The organism is Natronolimnohabitans sp. A-GB9, assembly GCF_030848565.1.
Lineage (GTDB): Archaea > Halobacteriota > Halobacteria > Halobacteriales > Natrialbaceae > Natronolimnohabitans.
On sequence record NZ_JAVDDV010000001.1, the window covers coordinates 151,218 to 177,461 of the forward strand.

The window sequence follows — 26,244 nt, forward strand, 5'->3', positions numbered from 1 at the left end:
CAGTATACACCCGATCGCGTCTCGAGGCCCGTCGTCCCGCGACGACGTCTCGAGTGCGATCGGTGCTGCCCGACAGTATGAGCCGCCGCTACCGACGGCCAGCGATCCGTATCAGAACAGTTCGACGCGGATGCCGTCGGCCTCGAGTTCGTCGGCGAAGGCCTCGGCGTCGGCCTCGATCGGCTCGAACGTATCGTAGTGTTCGGGCAACACGAGTTCCGGCTCGACGCTTCGCGCGAAGTCGGCCGCTTCATGGCGGTCCATCGTGAAGTGGCCGCCGATCGGCGGTACGAACACGTCCGCGTCGATCGACTCGTGGTGCTCGAGAAAGTCCGTGTCTGAGGGCATGAACACCGTCGTCTCGTCGATCGTCAGCACGAGCCCGATCACCTCGCCTTCGGCGTGGAACGGGCTCCCGTCGTCGTCGACGTGCTCGCCCTCGGGATCGTTGTAGGCGGGCACCGTTCGGACGTCGACCCCCTCGACGGTCGTCTCGCCGTCGTGGGGCAAGTCGACGACGTCGAACGCGAGGTCGCTCGTGTCGACGGCCTCGTAGACCGCGACGGTAGCGTCGTCCCCGGCGACAGCTTCGATCGCCTCCGGATCGTAGTGATCGAAGTCGTCGTGGGTGACGAGGACGACGTCGCCGTCGCCCGGTTCGCCCTCGAGAACGTCCCCCCATGGATCGACGTAGACGACGAGCCCGTCGTCGGTTTCGAGTCGCTTGCTGGCGTGGCCGAGTCGCTCGAACGAGAGTCCCTCGTGGGTTACGGACATGGTCGCTCGAGAGCTACGAAGGCTCGTCCCTTATAGCTCCGCCATCGAGACGTCGATTCGTCCCGGAAACCAGGGTTCCCGCTCGCTCGTCATATCCGGCTCCATTCAGGTCAAACGGCTCGAAGAGTAGTCTTTTCGCGTCTGTGCAACTATTTCGCGACTCGAGTCGTTCGGGTCGCGTTCTTAGCTCACCGCTAAGCGTTCTCGCTGGCAGACCGGAACTGGCGCTGAACGGCCAGATTCTCACGTCACGACCGTTCGATTCCTGCGACCGTTTCGGAACCGATTACGTCGACTATACGTAAGGCACGCCACTGTCGACCGGGGGACGTGACTACAGACGGTTCACGAACACAGCGATTCGGACGAAGAACGTATCTAAAAGGGTGTCTCGGCGGTCTCGGAACGCTCTCGATCGCCGGCGTGGCGGCCGCGGACGATGTCGATGACCAGTACGATACCGTCGTCGACGTCGTCGAAGCAGGTGCAGACGACGAGGGCAACGAGTCCATCACGCCCGTCCTTCGAGAACACGTCGGCGACGACACACTCCTCGAATTCCCGCCAGGACGATTCTACATGGATGAGCAACTGCGACTCACCGACTTTGAGAACGTCGGCTTCGTCGGCGAGGACGCGACGCTCGTTCCGGCGAACTACTACGCGTTCGACGGCCCACAGTATCGCCTGTTCCGGCTGGGAACGAGTTCGGCACCTGGTCGTGACCTTCGGTTCGAGAACTTCGACGTCGATCAGACCGCCACCGACACCGGGATCCGCGTTATCAGTGCCGAAGTTACGGACGGGCTTTCCGTCCGTGACGTAACGGTCCGTGGTGTCCACGACAGTGGGACGTGGGGCCCGGGACTGTTCAACGTCCTCGACCCCGACGGAGCGGGACTCGTCTCCTGTTTCCGTGCGGACGACGGCGGCGCCCACGTCGACGACACGCCAAACGAGGGCGGCATGTGGCGGGGCCCGACCGGTATCGTCGTCAACGAGAACCATCACGGCACGCTCCAGTTCAGCAACTGTCGTCTGGGCGGATTCCCGGACAACGGACTGTACGCGTCGAACGATACCGGCTGGATCCACGTCGACGGCGGCAGCTACTGGAACAGCGGCACTGCATCGATCCGTCTCGACGGAACCGCCAGTACGGTCACGGACGCGGTCGTCGTCGTCGGCGAGAACCCACACGACGCTGCCGGCCAGCACGCGATCCGACTCGACGGCGGTCGCGCCGAACTCGAGAACGTCACCGTCGACGTCCCCGAGCCCAACAACGACGCGATCAGGATCATGAACGACGTCGAGCGCGCCACGATCACGGAAACGGAACTCAGCCTCGGCGAGAACCCGTACACCGGGATTCGGATCAATCCCGAAGCGGGGCAGACGACACTCGAGGACGTCGCTATCGAGATCAAGGGCAGCGCCAACGCGGTGCGCATCCTCGGTGACGACGCCGACGGCGCCACCCTCGAGAACGTCCGGATCACCGGCGACGCTGCCGGGACCCGGAACCGCCACGCGATCTACTGTGAACGACACGACTGTCGATTCGTCGACCTCTCCGTCGAACAGCCGGGGCCTGACAGCCGGCGTGGCCTCGAACTCCGGGGTAGCGACTACCTCGTCGCCGACAGCGAGTTCGAGACGACCCATACCCCGATCGTCGTCAACGGGGCGACCGACGTCACCATCGAGCACACGTCCGGGCGAGCCCGAACGGACGGCAACTCCGTGCGAATTACCGACGACGCTGGCTCGGTTACGCTTTCGGACAACGAGTTTCCCGACGGCGTACGCGACGATCGATAACCGACTCGAGACGGCGTCCTCGGACGCTCGTCCGACGAGAATATCGAAGTGTTCACGCAGGTAGCGAGCCGGGTGCGATCATAAACTACGCCGAGACGTTCCTGCTCGTTCGCTTCGCTCACTGTGCGGGCTTCGACTCGTCTACTTCAAATCGCTCTAGCCGCTTTGCTCCTCGCGTAATTGCTCGGAGTAAAAGCGGGCCGGGCGCGATTTGAACACGCGACCGTCTGATTAAGAGTCAGACGCTCTGCCGGACTGAGCTACCGGCCCTGTACCTCCGACTTTTTGCCGGGTATTAAAATACGTTTCCCTTGAGTGCCGTTGTGACATCTGTGGACACAAATCAGTACGCGTTTCGATCCTCGCCTTCCCCTCCCCGAGAAAAGCTACATCGTCCGATAACAATCTTCGGGAGCGTTAAGTGTGGTCGGTCCGACCACACGTTTAATGAGTACGGGGGTTACGATCTCGTCGATCTCTGATTATGCTATCTTAGGCTGTGGGAGCGTTGGCTACGCCGTTGCGGAGGAACTCGTCGAGCAGGGCAAAGACGTCCGTATCGTCGACCGAGATGAGAGTCGCGTCGAATCCCTCCGGGATCAGGACCTGGACGCTCGTACCGCCGACATCCGCGAACCTGAGGCCGCCGAACTCGTCTCCGACCGCGACGTCGTTCTCATTCTCGCTTCCGACGTCGAATCGAACAAACGCGCCGTCGAGCACATTCGTGAGATCGACGACACGCAGTTCGTCGTCGCCCGTGCGAGCGATCCCGTCTCCGGGGACGAACTCGAGGAACTCGGCGCCGACATCGTCATCAACCCCTCCTCGGTGATCGCCGAATCCGCGCTTCGAGCGCTCGAGTCCGGCGAACTCGAGTACAACGCGGGGAAACTCGCCCAGCTGTTAGAGGAGACCAACGAGCGGCTGGCGATCGTCACCCAGGACAGCCCCGATCCAGACTCGATCGCCAGCGCGGCAGCGTTACAGGCGATCGCAGACCACCTCGGGATCGAATCGGATATCATCTACCTGGGTGACGTGGGCCACCAGGAGAACCGCGCGTTCGTCAACCTGCTGGGGATCGACCTGGTCCAGTGGGACGAGATCGAGGACTACTCCGTCTACGACACCGCCGCACTGGTCGATCACACAACCACCGACGGGATGGATCTCTCCGTCGACATCGTCATCGACCACCACGAGGCCGAGTCGGAGTTCGAACCCGAGTTCGTCGACATCCGGCCGAACATGTCCTCGACGTCGACGATCATGACCAAGTACATCCAGGAGTTCGACATGAACGTCTCCGAAGAGGTCGCGACGGCCCTGCTGTATGGCATCCGCGCGGAGACCCTGGATTTCAAACGCGACACGACCCCTGCCGATCTGACTGCCGCCGCCTATCTCTACCCCTTCGCGAATCACGACACCCTAGAACAGGTCGAGTCGCCGTCGATGTCCCCCGAGACGCTGGACGTCCTCGCCGAGGCGATCACCAACCGCGACGTCCAGGGGAGCCATCTGGTCTCGAACGCCGGCTTCGTCCGCGACCGCGAGGCACTGACCCAGGCTGCGAGCCATCTGCTGAACTTAGAGGGTGTCACGACGACGGCGGTCTTCGGAATCGCCGACGAAACCATCTTTCTCGCCGGCCGCTCGAAGGATATCCGTATCAACATCGGCAAAGTCCTCGAAGATGCCTACGGCGAGATGGGTGAAACTGCGGGCCACTCGACACAGGCCAGCGCGGAGATTCCGCTGGGTATCTTCACTGGAATCGAAATTTCCGAAGACACGCGGGATACCTTACTCGATCTCACCGAGGAGGCCGTCAAGCGGACGCTGTTCGACGCGATGGGCGTCGACGGCAGCAGCGAGGGATCGAACGGGAACTGATACTGTCGGACAGCAGTCACTGCAGCGGGGTCGCCTGACGGAAGCGGCGACTGCTCACAATAGTTCTGTCGGGAGTCTGATACAGGAGACATCGCGACTACCGCAGCGTTGTCCGGGCGACCGATCGTCAACACCAGGCTGGATATCGGCGCAGTAAACTCGCAGCGTCGGTCCCGATCGACCGGCGACTCGAGTCGCCTACGCGATCAGTTCGTCCTCTTCCTCGTCGGGCTGTTTGACCCGTTCGACGACGTCGTTGATGAGGATCACGTCGCCGACGGCTCGAACCCAGCGGTAGGGGACGATGACGCCCTGCCCACTCCGGGAGGCGTCGGTAAACAGTTCGGAGTTCAAGTCACCGAGCGCGAGTCCGGTGACGGTCTGACCGTCGACGTTCAATCGGAGGTCTTCGACTTCGCCGACGAAGACGCCGTTGTTCGAGTAGACCTCGCGTCCGACGAGGGAGGTAATTTCCTGGGGTGTGTCGTCCATGTATTGGCTCATGCGTGGGGTTCCCTTAACTTTTGGTCAGACGTACCAGTCGCAGTCGTTACCGGTCTCGTCGCGATAACAGTGGCGAACCCTCACCCATTCGATTACGTTTCGAGACGGTGGTAACGGCGTCGGCAGTTCGATCGGCCGACCGCATCCGGACGACACGCAAACGCCCTCGAGTCGCTACTCCTCGAGTATCGAGTCGACGGCCGCGTGATCGATCAATAGTTCCTCCATCCGATCGACGGTTTCGGCGTCCCGCGTTCGACCGCTTCGGACGACGTCTTCGGCACGTTCGACGGTCGTGAGCGTGTCCGTCTGGACGGAGAGTATCGGCATCGATTTCTCCGCAGCCTGGCCGACGATCGCTCCCGACGGCCTGTGGCCTCCGGTCAGGATGAGACAGCGAACGCCGGGTGCCTCGAGTGCGGCTGTGTGGATTTCGGCGCGGTCGCCGCCGGTGATCACGGCGGCGTCTTTCGTCCGGCGGAAGTGTCGTAAGGCGCTGTCGGCGCCCATCGCACCGACGCTGAACCGTTCGACGTAGCCGTCTTTCCCCTCCTCGACGAGCATCGTGGCGCCGAGTTCGTCGGCCAGATCGCCGACCGTCACACCCGAGAGCGTCCGCTCGCTTGGAATTACGCCGAAGACGTCGATCCCCCGCCCTTCGAGGTAGGGGACGACGTCGGTCTCGAGGGTATCGTAGACGGCGTCGGCGACGTCGTTGAAAACGACACCGGCGAGTCGGTCGCCGAAGGCCTCGGCTGCAGCGAGGATGGCGTCGACGTCGCCGGGAACTTCGTAGGCGGCGACGAGGACGACACGGGCGTCGAGCAACGCTGCGATATCAGCGTCGGTGAGATCGATAATCCCACCGAGGTCGTAGGTCGTGCCGCCCTCGACGAACAGTCGGTCACGGCCGTCAGAAACCGTCCCGAAGGCCTCGAGGATCCGCTCTCGGAGTTCATCGGGCGACTCACGACCGCGGATCGCTTGCTCGATGAACGTCGGCGAGTAGACGATCGGCTCCAGGTCGTGCATCTCGGCCTCGAGGTCGAGCAACTCGCGGGCGAGCAACGGATCTTCGTCTAGGGTCTTCCCGACGTTGCTCTCCAGTCGGGTTCCTTTTGGTTTCATGTAGCCGACGCTGTCACCGTCGTCGGCCGCGATCCGGGCGAGTGCCAGCGCGATCGCCGTCTTGCCGGTACTCTCGGGGAGCGAACTGACGAGGACGGTGTCCGTGTCGTTCGTGTCGATCTCGGTCGGTTCGTGCTCGGTCGTCTCTGGGTCGGTGTCGGTATCGCTCATTGGTCTGGATCGGTCTCGAGCTCGTCGGTGTCGACGGTAAGTCTGAGGTCGATCGCCTGTACGCCATCGGGGCCCGCAACCAGCGGATTAATATCGAGTTCGAGGACCGACGGGAAGTCGGTCACCAGCTGTGAGAGGCGCTGGATCGTCTCGACGACGCCGTCGACGTCGGCAGGTTCACGTCCGCGGGCGCCGCGTAACAGCGGCGTCGCCTGGATCTCGTCGACCATCGCCCGCGCTTCGTCCTCGCCGATCGGGGCGACGCGGACCGACGTATCCTCTAAGATCTCGACGAAGATGCCGCCGAGGCCGAACAGCAACAGTGGGCCGAACTGCGGGTCACGGTTCATCCCGACAATCGTTTCGGTCGCGTCATCGAGGTCGACCTGCTCCTGGACCTGCACGCCGAGGACGGTCGCGTCGGGCTGGTAGTTGCGTGCTCGAGCGACGAGATCCTCGTAGGCGTCGTAGACGTCCTCGTCGGCGACGCCGATCTTGACGCCGCCGATATCGGACTTGTGGGAGATGTCGGGACTGACGATCTTCATGACGACGTCGCCCTCGATCGACGTGGCGACCTCGCGGGCCCGGTTCGGGTCGTCGACGATCTCTCCGTCGGGTGTCGGGATGCCGTAGGCGTCGAACAGGTCCATCGACTCGACGCCCAGACGGTTGTCGTCGCGGTCGGTCGCCCGTGTAAGGATCTCGCGGGCACGCTCGCGGTCGACGTCGAACCGTTCGGGCTCGTCGATCGTCCGCTCGCGGACGTCGCGGTAGGTCGCCAGCGCATCGAGACCCGATACCGCCCGGGACGGATCGAAGTAGTTCGGAATGCCGAAATCACGGAGGACTTCCTCGGCGGCACGAGCCCGTTGTCCTCCCATCAGACAGGCGACGACGGGCGTCTCGTGTGCTTGGCGTTTCTCGATGATCGTCTCGGCGAGGTTGTCGTATTCTAAGACCGCCGTCGGCGAACTGACGACGACCGCACTACCGACGTTTGAGTCCTCGAGAACGATCGATAAGGCCTCGCCGAAGCGTTCGGCGTCGGCATCACCGATGATGTCGATCGGGTTGTAGACGCTCGCTTCGTCGGGCATCGCCGCGGCGAGTTCGTCGATCGTCTCGTCTTCGAAGTCGGCGATCTCGAGGGTCGAATCACCCACTGCGTCAGTCGTGAGCACGCCGGGACCGCCGGCGTTCGTGACGACGGCCACGCCGTCGCTGTCGGGTTCGGGCAGCCCGGAAAGCGCCCGCGAGTAGTCGAACAGTTCCTGGACGGAGTCCGCGCGGATAACGCCAGCCTGCTCGAGGCCGGCCTCGTAGGCGCGCTCGCTGCCGGCGATCGCGCCAGTGTGAGAGGAGGCGGCCTGTGCGCCGGCGTCGGTCCGGCCCGACTTGACGAGGACGATCGGCGTCTCGTCGGTGACCGCACGGGCCGTCTCGACGAACTCGTCACCGTCGTCGATCCCCTCGAGGTAGCCGATGATGACGTCGGTGTCGGGATCGTCGCCCCACTCGCGGACGAAGTCGGTCTCGTCGAGAACGGCCTTGTTACCGAGTGAGACGACGTCCCGGAAGCCGATCCCCTGCTCGTTGGCCCAGTCGAGTACGGCGGTGATGAACGCCCCCGACTGGCTCATAAAGGAGATCGAGCCCTCGATGGCGTCCTCGGGACCGAAACTCGCGTTCATATCGTTTCGCGTCGACATGATCCCGAGGCTGTTGGGGCCGACGACGTTGAGATCGTAGTCGGCGGCGACCTCGCGCAGTCGGCGCTCGCGTTCGGCACCTTCACCGCCAGTCTCGGAGAAGCCGGCGGTGATGACGACGACGTTTCGGGTTCCCGTCTCGCCGATCTCGCGCAGCGTCCCGGCGACGGCGTCGGGTGGGACTACGACGACCGCCAACTCGATCGGCGGCGCACTCGACACGTCTTCGTAACACTCGAGACCGAGCACCTCGTCGCGACTCGGATTGATCGGTACGACGTCGCCGCCGAACGTGTCCCGGAGGTTCTCCAGGATCGCGCGGCCGACGGCGCCTTCACGGTCGGTCGCCCCGACTACGGCGACGGTCTCGGGATCGAATAAGTCGACTAGCCGTCCCATCGTTCGACAAGTCGACACGTATGGAAGTAAAGCCACTCCCTACTCCCAGTCGGGGAGAACCTCGCAGAGAATAGAACGATCAGTGCATCGAGATCGCAGATCCGGACCGATCGGAGACAGCGATCGCGAACAGGTAGAAAACGATCGCGACGACGACGATCGATCCTCCGGGTGGAAGATCCGCGCTGATCGCAAACGCTAGCCCGCCCAACACTGCGATCTGGCCGACCAGGATCGAGAGATACAGCGTCTCGCGAAAGCTCCGGGCGACCTGTGAGGCAGTCGCGACTGGGATCACGAGCATCGCGGCGACGAGGATCACGCCCAGGATCTGCATCGCGCCGACGACGACAACCGCGGTCATGACGATCAACAGGGTGTTGTAGCGGTCGACGTTCAGCCGTGCGACGCGGGCTGCCTGCTCGTCGAACGTAATAAAGAGCAGTTGCTTGTAGGTCACGGCGACGACGGCGACGACGGCGACGGTGAGAAGTGCCACCATTAGTGCTCCTTCGATGGTGACAATCGAGAGGTTGCCAAACAGGAAGCCCTCGATGTCGATCGCCATCGCGGCGAAGTCCCGACCCCAGCTGATGAGCAACGTCCCGACTGCGAAGCTCCCGCTGAGAATGATCGCGATCGGCACGTCGCCGTAGCTGTTCGTCCGTTCGGTCAGTCGCTGGAGTCCAATCGCGCCGAGTACGCTCACGACGAGCGCGACGAACAGCAGCGAGCCGTGCCAGCCGGTGGCGGCGATAAACAGGACTCCGATGGCGACACCCGCAAACGCCGTGTGAGCGAGCGTCTCGCCGATAAGCGCCATCTGGCGGTGCACCAGATAGGTTCCCACGAGCGGCGCGACGATTCCGATGAGGACGCCCGTCGCGATCATCCGCCATATGAACGCATACCGTAAAACGCTCGTCCCGAGGTAGACGTCCATATAGGCACCCACGATCAGGAACTGCTCGAACGCAAGCGTCGCGTAGGGTCCGACGACGGCCCACTCGGGCGCAAACCGGAGCCAATCGAGGAGGACAAACCCGATCATCAGGACCGCGAACAGGCCCGTCGCGGCGATCCCGACGAACTCGAGGCGTTCTCGCATCGTGTCTCCGAGAAACCACGCGAGACGGCTGGTGTTTCGCTCGATCGTCTCCTCGGATCGTGTGTCCAGGCTCATGGATGATCGTGTTCGACGACGCCGTGAGCCGCGCCGTAGGCTTCCGCTAAGGCGTCGCTCTCGAGGAACGAAACGGTGTCTCCGTGGTGGTACAGCTTCGTGTTGATACAGGCGATTTTGTTCACGTGTTTGGTGAGAACGTCGATGTCGTGTTCGATGAGGATGATCGTGATCCCCTTCCGATTGAGGTCGTCGAGGAGGCCATAGAACTGATCGCGGGACTGGGCGTCGACGCCGACGGTCGGCTCGTCCAGTGCCAGCAGGTCGGCCTCTGAGGCAAGCGCTCGCGCAATGAAGGCACGCTGGCGCTGGCCGCCAGAGAGCTGGTTGATCCGTCGCTCGGCCAGATCCGCGATATCGACCGTTCGAAGCGCATCGTCGACGATCTCGTAATCGGCTTCTCGAAGCCGCGAGTGGCCGACGTGTGCGAACCGACCCATCGTTACCGCTTCCCGGACGGTGATCGGCATCGTTCCGCCTCTGTCGGTCGATCGCTGGGCGACGTAGCCGATGCGTTCGCCGTCCTCGAACTCCTGGGCCGGCTCGCCGAACAGCTCGACCGAGCCGCTATCGGGCTGTTGCAGGCCGAGCATGAGGTGCAACAGTGTCGTCTTGCCCGAGCCGTTCGGCCCGATCAATCCGAGGAAGTCTCCCTGCTCGACCGACAGCGAGATCTCCTCGACTGCAGTCTTCTCGCCGTAGGCGAACGTAACGTCGTCGACGGTGACAGCCGGCTTCACGGTGATCGTACCCGGTTCTTGAGCGTCGTGCGGTTTAGTTCTTCTATCTCGCCCCGACGATCGTATCTATCAGCTGTCCGGTGAAGTCGTCGACTACGCATGCTTCAATCAGAACCCAGCGCCTTCTCGAGTGCGGGGATGTTCACTTCCTCCATCTGTTCGACCCAGCCCCAGCCCTTGTCGGCCCACTCGTGGATCGTCCCCTCGGCAGGGGTAAGCGGTTCGGCGTCGGTCGCGGAACTGTTTTCTAGGAGCATCTGGGCCGCGTTGGGCAGTCTGTCTTCATGCGGCGTCTCGAATGGGTCATAGAGGATCGTGTCGATGTCGTGTTCATCGACGATCTCGATCATATCGGCGATGTCGTTGGGTGACGCCTCGGCGTCGGGCGTGACACCGACGGGGGTGTGTAACTCGAAGTCGTACCGCCGTTCGATGTACTGGAACGAGTCGTGAGCGACGAAGACGGCGACGTCACGCTCTGCGTTCTCTGTGAGTTCCTCGAACTGCTGGTCGACGTCGGCGAGTCGCTCCTTGTACGCTTCGGCGTTTTCGGCGAACAGTTCGGCGTTGTCCGGATCGACCTCGGCGAGTCCGTCCGCGATAGTGTCGACGACTCGTTGTGCGAGGACGGGATCGACCCAGACGTGTGGATCGTGGCCAGGCCCAGCACCGTCGTCGTCGATCTCCTCGACCACATCGACGCTCATCGGGGCCGCGTCGGTGTCGTAGACGAGGTCGCCCTCGTGTCGAAGCTCGAAAACGATCTCCGTCTCCCCTTCCTCGCGGCCGATCAGTGCGACGGAATCGCCGTGTGACTCGATCTCGAGGACGTCTTCGGCTGCCCCCTCGGCCAGCCGTGCGTCGAACTGAAATGCCTCGTTGGGACCGAGCGGGACGACGCGCTCCTGGCTGTCCGTGAAGACGGCCCCGATCGGGACGTTGTCGTCGACGGGAACGTCAGGTACGCCGCCGTGCCAGTGATCGATGTGCCAGTAACCCAGTTGGTCGTTCGATCGGAGGTCATAGAAGTCAAAAACGTCTCGAGAGATGTCGTCGGGATCGAAGTCGTGGTCGTCGTCGGGTTCGGGCAACGAATCGTCCTCGCTGCCGTCGAACGGGATGAGATACGGCCCCATTCCTTCGAGGCCGTCGATGACCGTGACCTCATCCTCGTAGTCCCGTTCCAGATCCGCGACGATTTCCTGCGCCCAGGAGAACTCGGGCGTGTCGAGGTAGATGAAGACCTTGCTCGAGGCAATCTCCGGAGCGAGGTTGCCGTCGGGTTCCCAGCCGTGTCCCATCTCCCCCGTATCGACGGGGTTTTCGAAGTCGATCTCGTCGCCAGCGACGTGGTTTGCCCAGTCCCAGAGCGCGAAGAACGCGGCGTATCCTCCCTCGCCGCTACTGTCCGCGAAGGGATCACTCAGACAGCCGGCGAGTGTCCCGAGCGTTACCGCTCCGGCACCAGTTTTGAGGACTGATCGCCGTGTGAAATTCATATCGATAGCTGGCGCCGCTGCGTTAAAAGTGTTATTATCTGGAAGAGTTCTATTAATAACTCGTGATGGTATGAGAGATGTCACTAGCAACTCGAGTGGACGCCTCAGACCCATGTCGAGAAAACGGTCATACTGTCGGACAGCAGTCACTGAAGCGAATTCGCCGGACGGAAGCGGCAAATGCTCACAATAGTTCTGTCCGACAGTGTCAGGATAGCAGCGGCCGAGACGGACTGCTGTCTGTCAGTGCCAGCCCAGCCGCGACACGGCTGTGGGTACGCTGGGACATCGGTACAGGATCAGCCCGACTCGAGTTCAACACCGATCGCAACGCTGCCGGACGATCGGGTGTGCAGTAAAATCAGTGGCGAATTTAGCCGTCGATTCTAGCTGTCGCCGGCGAGTCGGAGGACAGCACGCTCGTCGTGCAGTTCGACGATCGAGTACTCCTCGATGTAGTCACAGTCCTCGACTGTGTCGGTCTCGTATTCGACGTGACCGTCGACGATCTCGATCGCCCCTTCGACGTCGGAGAAGAAGGCGAACGTATCGTCGTCGTGGTCGTCGTCGTGGTCGTGATCGTCGTCGTGGTCGTGATCGTCGTCGTGGTCGTGATCGTCGTCGTGGTCGTGATCGTCGTCGTGGTCGTGATCGTCGTCGTGGTCGTGATCGTCGTCGTGGTCGTGATCGTGATCGTGGTCGTCGTCGTGGTCGTGGTCGTCGACCTCGAACGCGACGTATCCGCTGTCGCCTTCGATGGTGACCTCGAACGGCTGGTGCGTATCGGAGATCGTCGGTGCGTCGTCCTCGGACGCACCCGCCGTAAGCGGGTCGCGTTCGTCGTGTTCCTTATGACCACAGGCGTGGTCAACGTCGCCGTCGCTCAGCCCGTCGTCGTCATCGTAATCACCGACACCTTCGACGAGAAGCGTCACGGTCGACTCCGTCGCTTCGTCGCCGTTCTCGTCGCCGTTCTCGTCGCCGTTCTCGTCATCGTCGCCACCGAGACAGCCGGCAAGGCCGAGCAGCGCGACCGAACCGGATGTTGCGAGCAGCTTTCGACGAGTCGATGAACGTGGGTTCACAGCCATGATAGTTTCTGGACAGTGATTGCGACTGCTTAGTAATAAGTAGAGCGGTTCTATTAACTGTAGCTAATGGTTTATGTAGCGATAGCATGACCACGTTCGAATGCGATCACCTGGAGACAGTTCGATCGTCGCTGGACCCGTTTTTCGGCGCAACTCTCAGACCGGCTTCCGTTGGGTCAAACGTAACGTACAGTTGTCCCTTACAGTAGCTACTATGGCAAAACGAAACGAAACGCCGATCTACTCGAGCGAGAGCTCGACGTCGACGCCGCTCCGACGTCGATACGCCGGCGACCGGTCGGGGTCGTCGTCGCGGACGACCTCGAAGGCGTCGAACCGAACGACGAGACGACCGGGCTCGATCGTCGCCCGCAGGATCGGCCCACGACTCGTGACGACGACGTACGGCGGTGCCGCGACGGGCTGGGCCGGCAGCTCGTATCCGGTCGCGGCGACGACGTCCGAAAGCACAAGCGGCAAACGCTCGAGAAGGCCGGTCGTCTCGAGGGCCGACCGGAGCCGCTCGGCGACGGCATCGCTGTCGGTCGTCCGCGACGTGTCCCAGGGGTCTGCGACACGATCGGCACAGTGATCGATCCCCTCGACGATCGCGGCGTGTTCGTCCTGAATCCGACGCCGCGCGTCACGTACCGGGTACGACACGAGTGCGTGTGTACGGGGCAGCCACTAAGATGTCTCGACTTTCCTCGCGTCGTTACAGGTCGTCGCGGCTCTGTGACTACTCCCGGCGTTCGATGGTTCCGACCTTTAGCGTCCGGACGTGTCCTAGGATCGTCCGTCCCGCACGCTTCCAGCCCGATTCGTCCTCGCGACGGCGGGCGTCTTCGAGGTCGCGTCGCAGCCGTTCGTTCTCGGCCTCGAGGTCGTCGACGGTCGCCTCGAGTTCGTCGACGCGGTCCTCGAGACGATAGCGTCGGGTGCGTTGGGCCCGCAGGTCGTTGCGCAACTGATCTCGCTCTCGCTCGAGCGTCTCGGCGCGGTCGCGAAGCCGCGCTCGCTTTCGACGTTCGTCGTCGACGAACGGCTCGCGATCGGTGGCAGCGATCGACTTCTCGATGGGGTCGGTCGTCTCGCTCTCGTCTTTCTCGTCGGCTCCGGGCTCGAGGTAGCCCGTCCCAACCGCGTTGACGACGGCGCCGGACAGCAAGATCAGGCCGCCGAAATAAAGCCACGTCAGCAACAGGATGATCGCTCCCACCGGGCCCGCCCCCTCCGATTCGGCGGCAAAGCCCACGTAGACGCGAAACAGCGACTGCAGTGCCATCCAGCCGACGGCCGCGAGCACGACGCCGGGGACGACCTCGCGGCGGGAGGTCCCCACGTCGGGGAAGTAGTAGTACATCGGGTAGAACGCGAGCGTGAGCAACGCGACGAGCAGCAGTGACTGTACCAGCCCGAGACCGGGAATGTCCGGCAGGAACGCAAAGACGATGCCCATCGCAGCCGCCACGAAGAGTGCGCCGCCGATCGCACCGAAGACGATCAACGCGTCACGGAGCTGGTCGACGAACGAGCCCTCGTTTGCCGTGCCGTAGATCTCCGAAAACGCCGTATCCAGCCCGCGAAAGATCTTTAGCGAGCCCCAGACGAGGACGACGATCCCGATCAGTGTCGATCCCGCGGTCGCAGGCGAATCCTCGAGTGACTCCTCGACGAGCAGTTGCCCGCTCTCGGGGAGGACCCCTTCGGTCGTCTCCGTGACCTGCTGGGCGAACGTCTCGTCGCCGACGATCGTGACTAAAAAGAAGACGAGCACGAGCAACGGCAGCAGGGAGATAAACGCCTGATAGGCGATGCTCGCAGCCATAAACGGCACGTTCTTCTCCGAGATGCCGTCGACGACCGACTTCCCAAACGAGAGGCCGTCCCGCAGGTCAGTTGACATAGATAACAAAACGTGATCGAACCACGATAGCCTACCGGCTTGCAGCACCCGAGTCGACCGATTCCGCTACGACTCCGTCGTCGACCGCTCCTCGAGCATCGATTCGACCGCCCGTCGGGTCGGCAGGGCCGCCATCGCGCCCGCGTCCGTCGTGGCCGTCGCGGCGACAGCGCTCGCGAACGTGAGGGTTTCCTCGAGCGAGCGGCCGTCGCGCAACGCGGCGATCGTGCCGGCGACGAACGCGTCGCCCGCACCAGTCGTGTCGACGACGTCGACGTCGAACCCGGGGTGGCTCGCGACGGTCGGAGTCGTGTCGGTGTCGGTGTCGGTGTCGGCCCACGACGCACACTCGGAGGCGGCCGCCAGCGCGCCCTCGCTCCCGCGGGTGACGAACACGGTATGTGGGCCGTCGCCGGCATCGAGGACGTCTCGAGCGATCGACTCCGCCGCCGACACGTCGTCCGCCCTGCCGTCGAAGCCCAGTCGCTCGAGTTCGCCGACGGTCGCCTTACAGACGTCGACGTGGGCCAACGCGTCGCGGCCGACCTCGGCGAACGCCGACGCGTCGGGCCACAGCTCCGGTCGGTAGTTCGGATCGAACGAGGTCGTACAGCCCGCCGCGGACGCGCGCTCGAGTAGATCGAGCGTCGCCTCTTGGGCCCGTCCATCGGCCAGGGTGACGCCGCCGACGTGGACCCACTCGAGGCCGGCGAGCGTGTCGCCGTCGATCCGCCCGGGCTCGAGGCGGGTGTCTGCGGTCCCGTCGCGGTAGAAGGTAAACTCCCGGTCGCCGGTCTCGTCGTGGGTGACAAACGCCAGCGTCGTCCTCGCGTCAGGGTCACGATAAACGAACTGATGGGGAAGTCCCGTGTCGGCGAGCGTCGTCTCGAGGTAACGACCGAAGGGATCGTCGCCGACGCGTGTCCAGAACAGCGGCGTGTGCTCGAGGCGCGTGAGGGCGACGGCGACGTTCGCCGGTGCCCCGCCGGGTCGGCGATCGAAGCCCGGAACGTCCTCGAGCGGCCCCGGTCGTTCGGGAAGGAAGTCGATCAGCGTTTCGCCAGCGACGAGCACATCGTGGGACATACACGCGGATCCGACCGCCGGCGTGTTAGACCTACCTGTGTCGAGCGTCTCGAGAGGCGGTCGGCGACCGGCAGGAGATCGGTACAGCAGTCCGTATCAGAGGACGATGCTCTTCGTTCGCATCATCTCGTGGATCGAAGCGTCGAGTCCCTCGCGGCCGATGCCCGAGTCCTTGTTGCCGCCGAACGGGACGTCGCCCATACCGTGGCTCGGCGCGCCGTTGATGCGAACGGCGCCGGCGTCGACGCGCTCGGCGACGCGCATCGCGCGCTTGTAGTCGTTCGTGAAGACGGCAGCGTCGAGCGCCAGATCGGAGCCGTTGGCGATCTCGAGGGCCGCTTGCTCGTCCTCGAAGGGAGTGATGGCGGCGATGGGGCCGAACTGCTCTTCGTCGACGATACGGGCGTCGTGGGGAACGTCCGCCAGCAGCGTCGGTTCGAAAAACTGCGACTCGAGGTCGTCGGTGACTCCGTCGGGGGCGCGTCGTTCACCTCCGCGGACGAGGTCGGCGCCCTTCTCGACGGCGTCAGTGACGAGCGTCTCGACCCAGTCGGCCTGGTCTTCGCTGATTAGTGGGCCGACGGTGGTGTCTTCCTCGAAGAGGTCACCGGGCTGCCAGGCGTCCATCTGGCCGTCGATCAGGTCGACGAGGTCGTCGTGGACTGACTCGTGGGCGAGAACGCGCGAGACGGCCGAACAGCGCTGGCCGGCGTACTTGAACGAGCCCTTGGCACAGTTGCCCGCGACGTCGGTCAGATCGGCGTCCTCGAAGACGATCGCCGGCGCGTTACCGCCCAGTTCCATGTGGAGGTTGACCATGCCGCTCTCGCGGGCGACGTGTTTCCCGGCACCCGACGAACCGGTCATCGCGATCGCGTTGACGCGGTCGTCGCCGGCGAGGACGTCGCCGATCTCGCTGGCGTCGCCGGGAACGAAGTTGAACGCGCCCTCGGGGATTCCCTCGACCTCGCTGACGACGTCCGCGAGGATCGCCGCCGAGATAGGCGTCTTGCTGGCGGGTTTGAGCAGGACGCTGTTGCCGGCAGCGAGTGCAGGGGCAACCTGTAATGCCGTCGTCGCAAGTGGATAGTTGTAGGGCGTAATGCAAAGCACCGCGCCGATCGGCTCGTGTTTGACGATCGCCTGCCACCCCTCGTGACCCTCGGTCGATCCCTCTCGGAACTCGCCTTTGCTGACGATGTTGCGGGCCTCTTCGGCCGCGCGATCGAACCGCTCGGCGGCCTGCGTGACCTCGCCGCGGGCCGAGGAGATCGGTTTACCGGCCTCGCGGACGATGACCTCCGCGAGTTCCTCCTCGCGCTCGCGCAGGTCCTCGGCGATCGTCTCACACCACTGGGCGCGCTCGACGACCGTCGTCTCCCGCATTCGGGGTTTGATCTCGTGGGCCGCCTCGAGCGCGGCGTGTGCTGTGGCCGGGTCTGCAGCGGTCACCTGCGCGAACGTGCCGCCGTCGGCAAGATCCGAAACCGAAATCGCGTTCTCGGTCTCGAGCCACTCCCCGTCGACGTATATCCGCTCTCTCCGCTGTGCGGCTCTCGTTGCCATACCCACCTCTTGAACGTCCATGGTGAAAATATTTACTCACCCTCGAAAAAACAACATTACGTCGAGTGACGACAGTTCTCGCGTGGTAAACAGAGACAAGCCAAAATATGGCGGGTAAACCGAAAACAGTTGTTTCCCCTTCCGGAAAAAATATTTTGTCATGGGGAAGCTTTAAGTGGGATGCGCGCGTAGTGTCAAAACACAATGAGCACCCAGAAGACCGTCCGTCAATCGGCCGACGTCGTCGAAGAGAACGAGCTTCGGTTCGAGCAGGAAAAGGCCGAGCAGATCGTCGAGGCACTGAACACGGAGCTTGCAAACGCCTACGTCCTGTACCACCAGCTCAAGAAACACCACTGGGTCGTCGAGGGCGCTGAGTTCCTGCCGCTCCACGAGTTCCTAGAAGAGGCCTACGAACACGTCGAGGAAGGCGCCGACGTCATCGCCGAGCGCGCCCAGGCGCTTGGCGGCGTCCCGGTCTCGGGACCGCGCAACCTCGAGGACCGTGCTACCGTCGAGTTCGAAGGCGAGGACGTCTACGACGTCCGTACGATGTTCCAGAACGACCTCGAGATGTACGGCGACATCATCGAGTCGATGCGCGACAGCATCGAACTCGCGGAGAACCTCGGTGACCACGCGACTTCGGAGATCCTCCGCGATATCCTCGTAACGGTCGAAGAAGACGCACACCACTTCGAGCACTACCTCGAGGACGACACCCTCGTGCTCGAAGAGGCCACGAAGTAACGCACCGACCGGCGACGTCGTCACGACGCGGTCGACAGCGGGATCGTTTTTTTCGCGTTCTTCGTCACAGCCGACGTTCTCGAGTGCCGTTCTCGACGAGAGCCGTCTCAGCGCCGACGGTAGATGATTCCGACGAACAGCGCAACGGCAACGAGACCGAACAGCGGTCGGATCGGATCGACGTAAGTCGCCAGCCACGACGTGCTAAAGAGGGCGATGAGGATGGCGTTACAGTGTGGACACGCGACGGCCAGAAAGCCACCGACCGCACCGCCGTAGGCACAACGATCGCCAGAACAGTCGGTGGTCGTGGCTCGTTGAACGACGTAGACGCCGGCGAGAAGCGACGTGAGGACGAGAAACGTGTAGTCGAGTACGGTTCGCGGCACCATCCGCTCGAACACCGGCGTCGGAACCAGTCCGGTGACGACGCCTGTCACGAGAAAGAAGGCACTCGAGGCGAGGATCCCCTTCAACAGCGCGTCTCGAGGAACGTGCATAGTCGTGACTTCATGGTGAAATTCTGTCTGCTCACAGGTATGCGTTCCGGAAGCGTCGTCTCGAGACGAAACCGACGAGACGGGAGTCACGAGGAGAGGACGCGAATCCGGCACAGCGTAGCCTCGCTGGGGCCGGTAGGACGGACGTAGACCGTCTACGAGAGTCGAAGCGGGTTCAGCGAACGAGGTCGACGGTGTGATCGGTAGCGATCCAGCCGTCGGTGTTGCCGCGTTCGGTGAAGACGACGTTTCCGGGGCGGGTTTCGTGACTGGTCACGACCGCCGCCGGCGCTTCGGGCTCCTCGGAATCGTCACTGCGTTCGGGATCCTGCCTGCGGGCGGGTGCGGTCATCACGTAGAGTTAGGTGCACCTAATTCTAAAAGGTTTTTGGTCGGCCTAAGTTCTCGGGATCGGAAACGAGCTCCCGCTCTGGGACTACTTTCAATCTGCTCGAGGTGCTACTGACACGTATGAAGTTCGACGTCGTCCAGGGCGACATCGCTGCACAGTCCGCCGACGCGCTCGTCAACGCCGCCGGAACGAGTCTCCGGATGGGGTCGGGCGTCGCCGGCGCGCTCAGACGGGGTGCCGGCGAGCAGCTCAACGAGGCGGCGATGGAGAAGGGGCCGGTCGAACTCGGCGAGGTCGCGGTCACCGACGCCTACGACCTCGATGCCGACTACGTCATCCACGCCGCGGCGATGCCCCACTACGGAGACGGAGAGGCGACCGCAGCAAGCATCCGGAACGCGACCCGCAACACACTCGAGGAAGCCGACGATCTCGGCTGTCGGTCGCTCGTGATCCCAGCACTGGGCTGTGGCGTCGCCGGCTTCGACCTCGCCGATGGCGCCGAGATCATCGCCGGCGAGATCCGCGAGTACGACCCCGACACCCTCGAGGACGTCCGGGTTATCGCCTACAGCGACGAGGAGTACGACACGCTCCGCGCAGCCACCGACACGGCCGAACGCTCGGGGATGGCTGAAGAGAGCGAGGCCGACCGTTAACCGACCGCGACGAGTCCTCGACGCGATGGCGACGATCCGTCGTATGCCGTCTCGGGGGAGTTCCCCCTCGCTGAGAACCAGTCCTAGTTTTACTTCGTGGGCCGTGGGAGCATCACTCGAGTGAAAAGAGATGTACGATACGATCCTCGTTCCGACGGACGGAAGCGAACAGGCGGCCCGCGGCGTCGAACACGGGTTGAACCTCGCAGCACAACACGATGCGTCGGTGGTCTGTCTCTACGTCGTCGACGAACGACGCCACGGACGACCGCCGGCGCTTGGCAGCGTCGAGGCCGAACACGAGAAAGTCGAAGACGACGCCCTCGACATGCTCGAGGGGATCGCCGACCGAGCCCGCGAGCGCGACCTCGAGGTAGCGTGTGAGTGTTGTCGCGGCCTCCCGTGGGAGGAGATCATCGCCCACGCAGACCGGGAAGACGCCGACTTGATCGTGATGGGCCGCCGGGGTGCGACAGACGACCGACGGACGCCACTGGGTAGTGTCGCCGAGCGGGTTATCCGTCAGGCCGAGATTCCGGTGCAGGCGGTCTGAACGGGACCGACCGTCTCGCGGTCGGGCCGAAGGACTTCTCGAGCGTCGATACGTTCATACGGTCTCCTGTCGTCACTGACCGCCGATCGCTGACCCCGTCCTGGCGATCGGCGGGACATAGTTACAGCAGTCCGTATCAGGACAGTGAGAGCCCGCGGATCTCGACTGTGTCTCCTGTCTCGACGTGGCCGATGATCCGTCCGTCGGTAGCAGCGACGAGGTCGTCCGCACGATCTTCGGGGACGGCGACGACGAAGCCGGTTCCCATGTTGAACGTCCGGTGCATCTCCTCGTCGGTCACGTTGCCCTCCTCCTGGACGAACTCGAAGATCGGCTGGGCCGGGAACGGGTCCTCGATGACGTACTCGTGGTCGCCCATCCGTAGTAAGTTGGTCCAGCCACCGCCCGTAATGTGGGCCGCCGCGCGGACGCCGTGGGCTCGCATCGGCTCGAGCAGGTCCGTGTAGATCCGGGTCGGTCGGAGCAGTTCCTCGCCGATCGTGCGGTCCTCGTCGCCCGGGAACGGGTCGGTGTAATCGTGATTCCGGGTGGCGGCCTCGCGGGCCAGCGTCAGCCCGTTCGAGTGGATGCCGTTCGAGGCAAAGCCAACGAGGACGTCACCGACCTCGGCTTCGCCCTCGAAGACCGCGTCTTTCTCGGCCAGCCCGACGCAGGTGCCTGCGAGGTCGAACCCCTTGACGACCTCGGGCATGACAGCCGTCTCGCCGCCGAGCATCGTTAGATCGGCTTCCTCGAGGCCGACGGCGAGCCCTTCGCCGATCTCGTTGGTCTGTCCCTCGTCCGGTTCGTCGATCGCGAGATAGTCGACGAAGCCGACGGGTTCGACGCCCGCGGCGACGAGGTCGTTGACGTTCATCGCGATGCAGTCGATGCCGATCGTCGAGAAGTCCTCGATGGCCTCCGCGACGAGCAGTTTGGTCCCGACGCCGTCGGTGGCAAGCGCCAGGTATCGGTCGCCGATGTCCATCAGCCCTGCGTACTCGGTCATCAGATCGCTGCCGAAGGCCTCGAGCAGCGCTGCGGTCGCATCTTCGCTGGCTTCGATGTCGACGCCGGTGTCGGCGTAGGTGAGCCGTTCCGCTTCGGAGTCGTCCGATCGGTCGGTCATGTCTGAACGACCTCCCGGGGCGAGCAAAAGGTCACCGGTCCGCCGGTCCCACGGCACGGAGACGAACGCGGCGACGTGAGCCGGCATGGCTCATACTGTCGGACAGCACGATTCACCGGTCGGTCGCCCGACTGCGGCCGTTGCCGGCGGTGACGGCCGCGAGTCCGCGACCGACGGGTCACTGACTGCTGTCCGACAGGGTCACCACGGCCAGATGCCGAAGACCCAGATGAACCCTGCCAGCAGGACCAGGCTCACGCCGAAGACGGCCCCGAAGACCGGCTTGCTCCACTCGAGCACCGATTTCCCGTCGAGAGGGCCAAACGGGATCATGTTGAACGCAGCGAGGAAGAGGTTGATGAGCACGCCCATATGCCCGATCGCGCCGAGGAAGCCGGCGAGCCCGGGCTGGCCGCTGAACAGCAACAGCGGGAGAAACAGGAGCGCGAGCAGGTGGTTCGTCACCGGCCCGGCAAGCGCAATGTGGCCGTTCTCCCGTTTCGTGATCCGACCCTGGTGATAGACGGCGCCAGGTGCGGCAAAGAGGAAGCCAATCAGCGCGCTCATGATCGCCAGAAACAGCATCTGATAGTCGGCACGGAACTCGGCGATCTGGCCGTACTCGATCGCGACGACCTTGTGTGCGAGTTCGTGCAACAGGAACGCGACGCCGACAGTGACGAAGCTCAGTGCCACCATCAGCCCGAAATCGAGCGGCGTCGCCAGTCCGCGGTGGATCGGCGCCAACAGGAGTGCGAACGCGACCGAAAGCGTGATCCACGCTAACGCGAGGTCGAACAGCTCCTTGTCGCTGAAAGAGAGCTCCGGCTCCGACCGCCGACGGGTTCGCGTGCTCATGCCAGCCCCCGGAGTAGTTCAAGCGTGTTCTCGGCGCCACGCCACAGCTCGGTAAACAGCGCGTCGACGCCGCCGATCTCCGGCGCCAGCCACGGAATCACGACGATGAAAAACAGGAACGTCGCGATCATGCTGCCGATGTTAGTCAGGGCGACGATCATGATCAGCCGGAACAGCGGCACGTCGAACATCTCCGAGAAGGCCTCGTCGACCGGTCGGTCGGTATCTCCGATGATCTCGTTTAGCGTCTGGATGTCGCGGACGTTGACCGGTCGGTGTTTGAGCTCGACGTACCCGGCGAACCAGCCCGGAGCCAACAGCGGATTGATGCTGGTCAGCCACGCGACGGAGCCGCCGACGCTTGCGCTCGTCCAGTGGGCGCCGGCCAGCCGTGCCAGCGTGAACGCAAAGAGGCCGTTGAACAGGAACCACGCGCCGAACAGCTGAAGCAGGAAGGTGTCTTGAACGCCGGCCATGATCAACAGGAAGAAAAAGCCGATGAAGGCGATCATGACGAGATAGCCGACGATCTTCAGCGGCGAGAACCGACGGCTCGAGGCCGTCCCGGAGATCGACTCGAGGCTCGGAATCTCGGCAGGGTTTTGCAGGTGACGTTCGATTCCAGCCTTGTGTCCGGCACCGACGACGGCGACGACGTCGTACCCCTGCTGGCGGAGCTGGTGGAGGTGGTTCGCGATATAGGCGTCGCGTTCGTCGATTAAGGCGTTTGCCCCACGCGGACTGAACTGGCGGAACTCCTCCATCATCGCTGCGACGACGTCACCGTCGGTCATCTCCTCGATATCGACCTCGTCGATCTCCTCGACATCGCTGCCGGCGTTGCCGAGGACCAGTCCGAGGATCGCACCGGCGGCGACGCCGACCCCGAGCCCGGCGACGATACCGACCGTCCCACGGATCGCGTACGTGCCGGCCGATTCGAAGGCTCCTGCCGAGAACGGTCCGACGAACGTTCCCGTCGTCAGCAGCGCCAGACAGCCGGCGATCCCGAGCCCGACGCCGGCGAGGATCCGCAACGAGAAGCCACTGACGGGCCCGCTCGAGCCGCCGATCGACTCGAGCGAGGGGAGAAAGAGTGCGCCGACGAAGGCGCCGGCGATGGCGCCACTGACGACAGCACCGGTGTACTGTAGGGTCGTCGAACCGGTAACCCCGAGCAACAGGAGCTCACCGAGCCCCAACAGTGGGGCGAGGAAGGCAGCGAAGACGAACCCGAGGACGATTCCCGTGACGGCGCCGAGCGTGAGGCCGATCGTCCGCGGATCGGTAGCCCCGAGTGCGAGCCCGCCGACCATCTTCAACTTCTCGGTAACCGAGAGCCGACTCCAGAATCGCTGGATCGTCACCTGGATGTCGCGGTCGACGAGCGCGACGCCGCTGCCGTTGCGTTCGGCGGCCTCGATGGCGGCGCGCATGTCGGCACCGGGTTCGATGTCGAACCGCTCGCCGAGACGCGACTGGACGTAGGAAAGCATCCAGTAGGCCAGAAACTGGAAGACGGTGTTGCCCGAGAGGAGGTCTTTGGCCTCGATGTCATCGGGCGTACCACCCTGCATCTGTCGGTACCGACTCTCATCGAGTTCGACGGCGACGACGTCGGGGTCCTCGCGGTCGATCGTTTCGTGGACGTCGTCGACGCTCGCCTGCGAGACGTGTGCTGTCCCGAGAACGTGTACGGAGCCCTGGTCATCACCGGGGGGTTCTGGGGGCTCCGGCACGTCGGCGTCGCCTGCATCGCTCATTAGCGGGTCAACTCGGCGACGACTTTTACCAGTATCGGACTGTAGAAATAATAAATCCGTCCTGTTTACGATTGAATATATCGACAATCAGAACACGATGGTCGTCCAGTTGACGACAGAGTGATTGCTCTCGTTCGATAAGATCGGTCGATGACGGATCTGATGGAGACGCTGGTCGAAAACCGCGAGATGGTCCAACCGAACCACGCGAACATGCTCGAGGTTGCCCACGGCGGAAACGTAATGAAGTGGATGGACGAGGTCGGAGCGATGTCCGCGATGTTGTTCTCCGGCGAGACCTGTGTCACCGCCCGCGTCAACCGAATGAACTTCGAACAGCCGATTCACGTCGGCGACACGGCTTACATCACGGCCTACGTCTACGACGCCGGCGCCTCGAGCGTGAAGGTTCGACTGATCGTCGAGCGCGAAGATCTACGGACGCGCAAACGAGAGCAGACGACCGAGTCGTACTTCGTCTACGTCGCGATCGACGACGACAACACGCCGACGTCGGTCCCGGAGCTAACGGTCAACAGCGAGACGGGCGAAGCGCTTCGGCAAGACGCTCTCGAGGGAGAAAACGGCGACTGATACGGACCGTTCGGTCAGTTCTCGCTCGAGTCGTCGCCCGAGAGTGGCACGTACTCCTTCTCTCTGGCCTCTTCGAGGGCGGCCGTTGCGGTGTCGCGAGTGTCGGCGACGACGGCACCGATCATCGCACCGATCGCGCCGCCGGTGCTCGCGGCGTTTCGACTGAAGACCGAGCCGATCGCGGCCCCGATCGCCGCACCGATCGCAGCGTACCGGGCTCGACGCAGGACGTGTTTGAGACGTTCTTTCATACGTCGACGTTCGTGACTGTCATTGATAAATATGTCTGTCGACACGTCCGTTACGGCGATCCGGTCTGTGTTACTACAGGAGTGTCTCGACGTCGGCCAGCGACTCGAGGACGTAATCGGGCTGGACGGAGCCCGCTTCGATATCGGTCCGATCCGTGACGCCGGTCAACACGAGCGCGGTCGTCATCCCGGCCCGCTCGCCGAGGGCGATGTCGGTGTCGAGTCGGTCGCCGACGACCAGCGTCCGCTCGGGATCGGCTTCGAGGCGATCCAGCGCCGCCGTCGCGGCGATCGAGGACGGTTTCCCGAGGATCGCGTCGGGTTCGCGACCGGCGGCGGCTTCCATCGCAGCGAGGATCGCACCCGTTCCGGGGATCTGGCCGCCGTCGACTGGAATCGTCACGTCTGGGTCGGTTCCGTAGAACGGGATCCCGTTCTCGAGGGCCTGTAGAGACTCCTGGAGCGTCCCGTAGGAAAAGCCCCTATCGAACGAGCCGAGGACGACGTCCGCGGTCGTCGGATCGGCGGTCAGCTCGACGGCTGCTTCCTCGAGGATCGCTTCGAGTCGTTCGTTGCCGATCAGATACACCCGCTCGTTCGGATGAGTCCGCGCGAGATACGCAGCCGATACCGTCGCCGAAGTGAGGACTGACTGCGGATCGACGTCGATCCCGTGTGGCTCGAGTTTCGCCCCGTAGTAGTCGCTGCCACGTGTCGGATTGTTCGAGAAGAGCAGTCGGTCGATACCGGCGTCGTCGAGGGCGTGAAGGCCGTCGGCCACGTTCGCTAGGAGTTCCTCACCGCGGACGATCGTCCCGTCGACGTCGAGGATCGCCGCCTCGTAGTCGGTCATCGTGGCGCTCTAGGGCGGGCCGGCGATTCAGTGTTGGGATCGATCGCGTCGGCCAGACTGTCGTCCGACTCACCTCGAACGCTCGAGTTCTAACTCCTCCGTGTCGATCCCCGCGGCATCGGCCCGCTCGTTGGACTCGATGAGTCGCTCGAGTTTCGCCTCGAACTCGGCATCGGAGAGTTCGCCCGCAGCGTATCGCTCCTGCAGTTGGGTGACGGGATCGCGTTCGGCGTTCGTCCCCTCGCTTGCGGTGGTCGCCGATTCGTCCCCGCCACCCTCCGAGCGTTTCATCAGCGACCAGACCAGAAAGGTGCTGACGACGAACAGCGCAGTGATCGCGAGCGCGTACAGCGGCCCGGCGAGCAACAAGGCCGCGATGATCAGGACGTCGGCCAGGACGAACTTGACGGCGAAGATCTCCGTAAGGCTGTAGGCCCGTCCCTCGCTCTCACTGCCCATAGTCGACGTTCGGACTCCGGAAGAATAACTGTAGGGAT

Annotated in this window: 26 protein-coding genes and 1 tRNA gene; 6 read left to right on the top strand and 21 right to left on the bottom strand. The window is 63.5% G+C overall.

Features of this window, described 5'->3' with window-relative positions:
- Positions 1 to 111: 111 nt before the first annotated feature.
- Positions 112 to 777, bottom strand: a complete 666-nt coding sequence (locus RBH26_RS00725) for an MBL fold metallo-hydrolase (RefSeq protein WP_306755902.1) — start codon at positions 775 to 777, stop codon at positions 112 to 114.
- Between the two features lie 423 nt (positions 778 to 1,200).
- Between RBH26_RS00725 and RBH26_RS00730 the strand changes: the two genes are divergently transcribed.
- Positions 1,201 to 2,601 carry a hypothetical protein gene (locus RBH26_RS00730; protein ID WP_306756305.1) on the top strand — a complete coding sequence of 467 codons (1,401 nt, stop codon included), beginning with the start codon at positions 1,201 to 1,203 and terminating at the stop codon, positions 2,599 to 2,601.
- A 196-nt stretch (positions 2,602 to 2,797) separates the two neighbouring features.
- On the opposite strand, the gene RBH26_RS00735 is transcribed toward RBH26_RS00730, so the two are convergent.
- Positions 2,798 to 2,871 (bottom strand) — tRNA-Lys (locus RBH26_RS00735).
- Between the two features lie 177 nt (positions 2,872 to 3,048).
- Here RBH26_RS00735 and RBH26_RS00740 point away from each other — a divergent pair.
- On the top strand, positions 3,049 to 4,500 hold the full coding sequence (locus RBH26_RS00740) for a DHH family phosphoesterase (protein WP_306755903.1): 1,452 nt from the start codon (positions 3,049 to 3,051) through the stop codon (positions 4,498 to 4,500).
- A 198-nt stretch (positions 4,501 to 4,698) separates the two neighbouring features.
- Here the strand turns inward: RBH26_RS00740 and RBH26_RS00745 are convergent, their stop codons facing one another.
- The 11 genes from RBH26_RS00745 to RBH26_RS00795 all read right to left on the bottom strand — a co-directional run bounded on the left by RBH26_RS00745 (position 4,699) and on the right by RBH26_RS00795 (position 17,485).
- A complete protein-coding gene (locus RBH26_RS00745; protein ID WP_306755904.1) occupies positions 4,699 to 4,992 on the bottom strand; it encodes a PRC-barrel domain-containing protein in 294 nt (97 codons plus the stop codon).
- Positions 4,993 to 5,178: 186 nt separating this feature from the next.
- Entirely contained in the window at positions 5,179 to 6,303 is a 1,125-nt protein-coding gene (locus tag RBH26_RS00750) for a phosphotransacetylase family protein (RefSeq protein WP_306755905.1), read from the bottom strand.
- Entirely contained in the window at positions 6,300 to 8,414 is a 2,115-nt protein-coding gene (locus RBH26_RS00755) for an acetate--CoA ligase (protein ID WP_306755906.1), read from the bottom strand. Before RBH26_RS00755 ends, RBH26_RS00750 begins: the two co-directional genes overlap by 4 nt.
- Positions 8,415 to 8,493: 79 nt before the next feature.
- The gene (locus RBH26_RS00760) at positions 8,494 to 9,522 is read right to left on the bottom strand and encodes a metal ABC transporter permease (protein ID WP_306756306.1); all 1,029 of its coding nucleotides are present in this window, start codon (positions 9,520 to 9,522) and stop codon (positions 8,494 to 8,496) included.
- Between the two features lie 71 nt (positions 9,523 to 9,593).
- Entirely contained in the window at positions 9,594 to 10,337 is a 744-nt protein-coding gene (locus RBH26_RS00765) for a metal ABC transporter ATP-binding protein (RefSeq protein WP_306755908.1), read from the bottom strand.
- Between the two features lie 104 nt (positions 10,338 to 10,441).
- Positions 10,442 to 11,836 carry a zinc ABC transporter substrate-binding protein gene (locus tag RBH26_RS00770; protein WP_306755909.1) on the bottom strand — a complete coding sequence of 465 codons (1,395 nt, stop codon included), beginning with the start codon at positions 11,834 to 11,836 and terminating at the stop codon, positions 10,442 to 10,444.
- 386 nt (positions 11,837 to 12,222) lie between these two features.
- On the bottom strand, positions 12,223 to 12,927 hold the full coding sequence (locus RBH26_RS00775) for a hypothetical protein (protein ID WP_306755910.1): 705 nt from the start codon (positions 12,925 to 12,927) through the stop codon (positions 12,223 to 12,225).
- 240 nt (positions 12,928 to 13,167) lie between these two features.
- Entirely contained in the window at positions 13,168 to 13,590 is a 423-nt protein-coding gene (locus tag RBH26_RS00780; protein ID WP_306755911.1) for a hypothetical protein, read from the bottom strand.
- Positions 13,591 to 13,666: 76 nt separating this feature from the next.
- Positions 13,667 to 14,833: a YhjD/YihY/BrkB family envelope integrity protein gene (locus RBH26_RS00785; RefSeq protein WP_306755912.1), complete on the bottom strand. Its 1,167-nt coding sequence runs from the start codon at positions 14,831 to 14,833 to the stop codon at positions 13,667 to 13,669.
- 66 nt (positions 14,834 to 14,899) lie between these two features.
- Positions 14,900 to 15,919 carry a carbohydrate kinase gene (locus RBH26_RS00790; protein ID WP_306755913.1) on the bottom strand — a complete coding sequence of 340 codons (1,020 nt, stop codon included), beginning with the start codon at positions 15,917 to 15,919 and terminating at the stop codon, positions 14,900 to 14,902.
- A gap of 96 nt (positions 15,920 to 16,015) precedes the next feature.
- The gene (locus RBH26_RS00795) at positions 16,016 to 17,485 is read right to left on the bottom strand and encodes an aldehyde dehydrogenase family protein (protein ID WP_306755914.1); all 1,470 of its coding nucleotides are present in this window, start codon (positions 17,483 to 17,485) and stop codon (positions 16,016 to 16,018) included.
- 204 nt (positions 17,486 to 17,689) lie between these two features.
- On the opposite strand from RBH26_RS00795, the gene dpsA reads away from it, so the two are divergent.
- Positions 17,690 to 18,235 carry a DNA starvation/stationary phase protection protein DpsA gene (dpsA, locus tag RBH26_RS00800; RefSeq protein WP_306755916.1) on the top strand — a complete coding sequence of 182 codons (546 nt, stop codon included), beginning with the start codon at positions 17,690 to 17,692 and terminating at the stop codon, positions 18,233 to 18,235.
- Positions 18,236 to 18,342: 107 nt separating this feature from the next.
- Here dpsA and RBH26_RS00805 read toward each other — a convergent pair whose 3' ends face one another.
- Positions 18,343 to 18,735 carry a hypothetical protein gene (locus RBH26_RS00805; protein WP_306755917.1) on the bottom strand — a complete coding sequence of 131 codons (393 nt, stop codon included), beginning with the start codon at positions 18,733 to 18,735 and terminating at the stop codon, positions 18,343 to 18,345.
- Between the two features lie 175 nt (positions 18,736 to 18,910).
- A complete protein-coding gene (locus RBH26_RS00810) occupies positions 18,911 to 19,087 on the bottom strand; it encodes a hypothetical protein (RefSeq protein ID WP_306755919.1) in 177 nt (58 codons plus the stop codon).
- A 119-nt stretch (positions 19,088 to 19,206) separates the two neighbouring features.
- On the opposite strand from RBH26_RS00810, the gene RBH26_RS00815 reads away from it, so the two are divergent.
- Positions 19,207 to 19,746, top strand: a complete 540-nt coding sequence (locus RBH26_RS00815; RefSeq protein WP_306755920.1) for a macro domain-containing protein — start codon at positions 19,207 to 19,209, stop codon at positions 19,744 to 19,746.
- 130 nt (positions 19,747 to 19,876) lie between these two features.
- Entirely contained in the window at positions 19,877 to 20,299 is a 423-nt protein-coding gene (locus tag RBH26_RS00820) for a universal stress protein (protein ID WP_306755921.1), read from the top strand.
- A gap of 136 nt (positions 20,300 to 20,435) precedes the next feature.
- Here the strand turns inward: RBH26_RS00820 and purM are convergent, their stop codons facing one another.
- From purM to RBH26_RS00835, 3 genes are all read right to left on the bottom strand, one after another.
- A complete protein-coding gene (purM, locus tag RBH26_RS00825) occupies positions 20,436 to 21,428 on the bottom strand; it encodes a phosphoribosylformylglycinamidine cyclo-ligase (protein ID WP_306755923.1) in 993 nt (330 codons plus the stop codon).
- Positions 21,429 to 21,629: 201 nt separating this feature from the next.
- Complete coding sequence (locus tag RBH26_RS00830; RefSeq protein ID WP_306755924.1) at positions 21,630 to 22,286, bottom strand: metalloprotease; 657 nt, start codon at positions 22,284 to 22,286, stop codon at positions 21,630 to 21,632.
- Positions 22,283 to 24,049: a TraB/GumN family protein gene (locus RBH26_RS00835; protein WP_306755925.1), complete on the bottom strand. Its 1,767-nt coding sequence runs from the start codon at positions 24,047 to 24,049 to the stop codon at positions 22,283 to 22,285. The genes RBH26_RS00830 and RBH26_RS00835 overlap by 4 nt, the downstream gene beginning before the upstream one ends.
- A gap of 150 nt (positions 24,050 to 24,199) precedes the next feature.
- Between RBH26_RS00835 and RBH26_RS00840 the strand changes: the two genes are divergently transcribed.
- Positions 24,200 to 24,643: an acyl-CoA thioesterase gene (locus tag RBH26_RS00840; protein WP_306755926.1), complete on the top strand. Its 444-nt coding sequence runs from the start codon at positions 24,200 to 24,202 to the stop codon at positions 24,641 to 24,643.
- Positions 24,644 to 24,657: 14 nt separating this feature from the next.
- Here the strand turns inward: RBH26_RS00840 and RBH26_RS00845 are convergent, their stop codons facing one another.
- The 3 genes from RBH26_RS00845 to RBH26_RS00855 all read right to left on the bottom strand — a co-directional run bounded on the left by RBH26_RS00845 (position 24,658) and on the right by RBH26_RS00855 (position 26,206).
- Complete coding sequence (locus RBH26_RS00845; protein WP_306755927.1) at positions 24,658 to 24,894, bottom strand: glycine zipper 2TM domain-containing protein; 237 nt, start codon at positions 24,892 to 24,894, stop codon at positions 24,658 to 24,660.
- Between the two features lie 73 nt (positions 24,895 to 24,967).
- On the bottom strand, positions 24,968 to 25,747 hold the full coding sequence (locus RBH26_RS00850; protein ID WP_306755928.1) for an HAD-IIA family hydrolase: 780 nt from the start codon (positions 25,745 to 25,747) through the stop codon (positions 24,968 to 24,970).
- Between the two features lie 69 nt (positions 25,748 to 25,816).
- Positions 25,817 to 26,206: an SHOCT domain-containing protein gene (locus RBH26_RS00855; RefSeq protein WP_306755929.1), complete on the bottom strand. Its 390-nt coding sequence runs from the start codon at positions 26,204 to 26,206 to the stop codon at positions 25,817 to 25,819.
- Between the last annotated feature and the right edge of the window lie 38 nt (positions 26,207 to 26,244).

What these genes read in the sequence shown, in the direction of transcription:
- RBH26_RS00810 (WP_306755919.1), bottom strand. Translation starts at nt 19,087, where the DNA reads ATGACCGCACCCGCCCGCAGGCAGGATCCCGAACGCAGTGACGATTCC.
- RBH26_RS00805 (WP_306755917.1), bottom strand. Translation starts at nt 18,735, where the DNA reads ATGCACGTTCCTCGAGACGCGCTGTTGAAGGGGATCCTCGCCTCGAGT.
- RBH26_RS00770 (WP_306755909.1), bottom strand. Translation starts at nt 11,836, where the DNA reads ATGAATTTCACACGGCGATCAGTCCTCAAAACTGGTGCCGGAGCGGTA.
- RBH26_RS00830 (WP_306755924.1), bottom strand. Translation starts at nt 22,286, where the DNA reads ATGAGCACGCGAACCCGTCGGCGGTCGGAGCCGGAGCTCTCTTTCAGC.
- RBH26_RS00725 (WP_306755902.1), bottom strand. Translation starts at nt 777, where the DNA reads ATGTCCGTAACCCACGAGGGACTCTCGTTCGAGCGACTCGGCCACGCC.
- RBH26_RS00745 (WP_306755904.1), bottom strand. Translation starts at nt 4,992, where the DNA reads ATGGACGACACACCCCAGGAAATTACCTCCCTCGTCGGACGCGAGGTC.
- RBH26_RS00840 (WP_306755926.1), top strand. Translation starts at nt 24,200, where the DNA reads ATGACGGATCTGATGGAGACGCTGGTCGAAAACCGCGAGATGGTCCAA.
- RBH26_RS00815 (WP_306755920.1), top strand. Translation starts at nt 19,207, where the DNA reads ATGAAGTTCGACGTCGTCCAGGGCGACATCGCTGCACAGTCCGCCGAC.
- RBH26_RS00750 (WP_306755905.1), bottom strand. Translation starts at nt 6,303, where the DNA reads ATGAGCGATACCGACACCGACCCAGAGACGACCGAGCACGAACCGACC.
- RBH26_RS00775 (WP_306755910.1), bottom strand. Translation starts at nt 12,927, where the DNA reads ATGGCTGTGAACCCACGTTCATCGACTCGTCGAAAGCTGCTCGCAACA.
- RBH26_RS00850 (WP_306755928.1), bottom strand. Translation starts at nt 25,747, where the DNA reads ATGACCGACTACGAGGCGGCGATCCTCGACGTCGACGGGACGATCGTC.
- RBH26_RS00785 (WP_306755912.1), bottom strand. Translation starts at nt 14,833, where the DNA reads ATGTCAACTGACCTGCGGGACGGCCTCTCGTTTGGGAAGTCGGTCGTC.
- purM (WP_306755923.1), bottom strand. Translation starts at nt 21,428, where the DNA reads ATGACCGACCGATCGGACGACTCCGAAGCGGAACGGCTCACCTACGCC.
- RBH26_RS00760 (WP_306756306.1), bottom strand. Translation starts at nt 9,522, where the DNA reads ATGCGAGAACGCCTCGAGTTCGTCGGGATCGCCGCGACGGGCCTGTTC.
- RBH26_RS00855 (WP_306755929.1), bottom strand. Translation starts at nt 26,206, where the DNA reads ATGGGCAGTGAGAGCGAGGGACGGGCCTACAGCCTTACGGAGATCTTC.
- RBH26_RS00835 (WP_306755925.1), bottom strand. Translation starts at nt 24,049, where the DNA reads ATGAGCGATGCAGGCGACGCCGACGTGCCGGAGCCCCCAGAACCCCCC.
- RBH26_RS00845 (WP_306755927.1), bottom strand. Translation starts at nt 24,894, where the DNA reads ATGAAAGAACGTCTCAAACACGTCCTGCGTCGAGCCCGGTACGCTGCG.
- RBH26_RS00795 (WP_306755914.1), bottom strand. Translation starts at nt 17,485, where the DNA reads ATGGCAACGAGAGCCGCACAGCGGAGAGAGCGGATATACGTCGACGGG.
- RBH26_RS00740 (WP_306755903.1), top strand. Translation starts at nt 3,049, where the DNA reads ATGAGTACGGGGGTTACGATCTCGTCGATCTCTGATTATGCTATCTTA.
- RBH26_RS00755 (WP_306755906.1), bottom strand. Translation starts at nt 8,414, where the DNA reads ATGGGACGGCTAGTCGACTTATTCGATCCCGAGACCGTCGCCGTAGTC.
- RBH26_RS00820 (WP_306755921.1), top strand. Translation starts at nt 19,877, where the DNA reads ATGTACGATACGATCCTCGTTCCGACGGACGGAAGCGAACAGGCGGCC.
- dpsA (WP_306755916.1), top strand. Translation starts at nt 17,690, where the DNA reads ATGAGCACCCAGAAGACCGTCCGTCAATCGGCCGACGTCGTCGAAGAG.
- RBH26_RS00790 (WP_306755913.1), bottom strand. Translation starts at nt 15,919, where the DNA reads ATGTCCCACGATGTGCTCGTCGCTGGCGAAACGCTGATCGACTTCCTT.